Source organism: Blastococcus saxobsidens (genome assembly GCF_002938435.1).
In the GTDB taxonomy this organism is placed as follows: Bacteria; Actinomycetota; Actinomycetes; order Mycobacteriales; family Geodermatophilaceae; genus Blastococcus; species Blastococcus saxobsidens.
Genome location: NZ_POQT01000078.1, coordinates 1 through 2243, shown reverse-complemented (window position 1 = coordinate 2243; position 2243 = coordinate 1). Strand labels below are relative to the sequence as shown.

General features: G+C 75.3%; 2 protein-coding genes. Both read right to left on the bottom strand.

Features of this window, described 5'->3' with window-relative positions; all coding sequences use genetic code 11:
- Positions 1-12 precede the first annotated feature (12 nt).
- Positions 13-1332 carry an AAA family ATPase gene (locus C5507_RS21955; RefSeq protein ID WP_104530598.1) on the bottom strand — a complete coding sequence of 440 codons (1320 nt, stop codon included), beginning with the start codon at positions 1330-1332 and terminating at the stop codon, positions 13-15.
- A gap of 374 nt (positions 1333-1706) precedes the next feature.
- Positions 1707-2084 (bottom strand): C40 family peptidase, encoded by a 378-nt coding sequence (locus C5507_RS21950; RefSeq protein WP_249027847.1) that lies wholly within the window; start codon positions 2082-2084, stop codon positions 1707-1709.
- Positions 2085-2243 lie beyond the last annotated feature (159 nt).

Genomic DNA, 2243 nt, shown 5'->3' with positions numbered 1-2243 from the left:
GGCGCCGCCGGATCACGCCTGCTGCGATCCCGGCGTCGCGCCGTTGCCGGAGCCCTGCCCGGCCGCGGTCGAACCGCCGGGCCCGCCGTTGCCCTGCGGGCCGTACCCGCCGTTGCCCTGCGGGCCGTACCCGCCGTTGCCCTGCGGGCCGGGGCCGCCGTTGCCCTGCGGGCCGGGGCCGTAGCCGCCGGGACCGCCCGGCTGCGGTACCGCGCCCCAGGGGGCGCCGGTGGGCATGCCCTGCGGCGGCCCGTAGAACGGCCCGGGGGCGGCCGGCACCGACGGGCCGCCGTGGCCACCGGGGGCGTTCCCGGTCGCCTGCTGGCGGGGTGCCACCTGCGGCAGCGGCACCGTCTGCACGATCCGCTTGACGATGTGGTCGGCCGGCACGCCGTCGGCCAGGGCGTCGTAGGAGAGCACCAGCCGGTGGCGCAGGACGTCGGCGGTGACGTCCAGGACGTCCTGCGGCAGCACGTAGTCGCGGCCGCGCACCAGCGCCAGGGCCCGGGCGGCGGCGATCAGGCCGAGCGAGGCACGCGGGCTGGCGCCGTAGGACACCCAGTTGGCGACGTCCTCCATGCCGTGCTCCCGCGGGGACCGGGTCGCCACGACCAGCCGGACGACGTAGTCGACGAGGGCGTGGTGGACGAAGACCTGCGAGGCGGTCCGCTGCAGGCGGCGCAGCTCGTCGGGTCCCAGCACCGTCTCGGCGACCGGCGGCTCGGTGCCCATCCGGTAGATGATCTCCCGCTCCTCCTCGGCGCTCGGGTAGTCGACGAGCACCTTCATCAGGAAGCGGTCGCGCTGCGCCTCGGGCAGCGGGTAGACGCCCTCGGACTCGATCGGGTTCTGCGTGGCGAGCACCAGGAAGGGGTCAGGCAGCTTGTGGGTCACGCCGCCGATGGACACCTGGCGCTCGGCCATGACCTCGAGCAGCGCCGACTGCACCTTCGCCGGGGCGCGGTTGATCTCGTCGGTCAGGACGAAGTTCGCGAAGACCGGGCCCAGCTCGGTGTCGAAGGCGTCCTGGCCGGCCTTGTAGATGCGGGTGCCGATGATGTCGGCCGGCACCAGGTCGGGGGTGAACTGCAGGCGCGCGAAGTCCCCGCCGACGACCTTCGCCAGCGTCTCCACGGCGAGGGTCTTGGCGACGCCGGGCACGCCCTCGAGCAGCACGTGCCCGCGGGCCAGCAGGGCGACCAGCATCCGCTCGACGAGCCGGTCCTGGCCGACGATGACCCGCTTGATCTCGAAGAGGACGCGCTCCAGCCGGGCCGCGTCGACCGACGGCGGCACCGGGGCCGAGGAGCTCTCCAGCGGCGTGGTGGTCACGCGATTCCCCCGCCGACGCTCGACGTCGGCGTTCCCGACGGTGCGGTGCTGATCGGCTCGCGCGCAAGCTCGCTCACGGGGCTCCCTGGTCGTGCCGGGCCGCGGCCCCCCGGCACGGGCGGGCCGTCGACGGGGCGGTGTCGACCCGACCCCACGACCAGTGTCCTACACGTTCGCGGGGTGGCGGCTCCGGTCCGGGCAGGGACGCGGGCACGTCCTTCCGCGGGCCCGGACGGAACGCGGGAGGGCCTGCCCGGAGCGCCTCGGGACTGCTAGCCTGGACGGTGCGTCGGGCAGCTCCCCCCGTGGCTGCCCGACGCCTCATCCATGGCCCCGCCCCGAGCGTGCGATCGCTTTCGAGGGCGGGCTTCCGTTCAGGCGCTGGGGCGGACCGCCCCGGTGTAGCCCCGCCACCACATGGGCGACACCTTGACGACGTCGCCGCTCTCCGGCGCCTGGATCACCGTGCCGTCGCCGAGGTAGATGGCGACGTGCGTGATCGCGTTCGGGTTCGACGGGTCCGTGCCCCAGAAGACCAGGTCACCGGCGCGCAGGTCGTCGCTGGACACCTTGGGCAGGGCCGCGTACTGCGCCCGGCTGTTGCGCGGGATGGAGATCCCGGCGCGGGCGTACGCGTACTGGGTCAGGCCACTGCAGTCGAAGCCGACGATCCCGAGATCGGGGTCCTGGCCGGGGCCGGGGCCGCGGGTGCCACCGCCGCCCCAGGCGTAGGGCGTGCCCCGGTAGGCCATGGCGGCGTCGATCGCCCGCTGCGCGGCGGAGGCGTCCCCGGCCGACGGCGGCACGGGACGGTCGGCCGGCGGCTGCGGAGCGCTCGACCCGGGTGGCGTGCCGGAGCCGGGGTTCCTGCCCCAGGACTACTCCCGGAACCTGCTGCTGCTCGTCGCCGG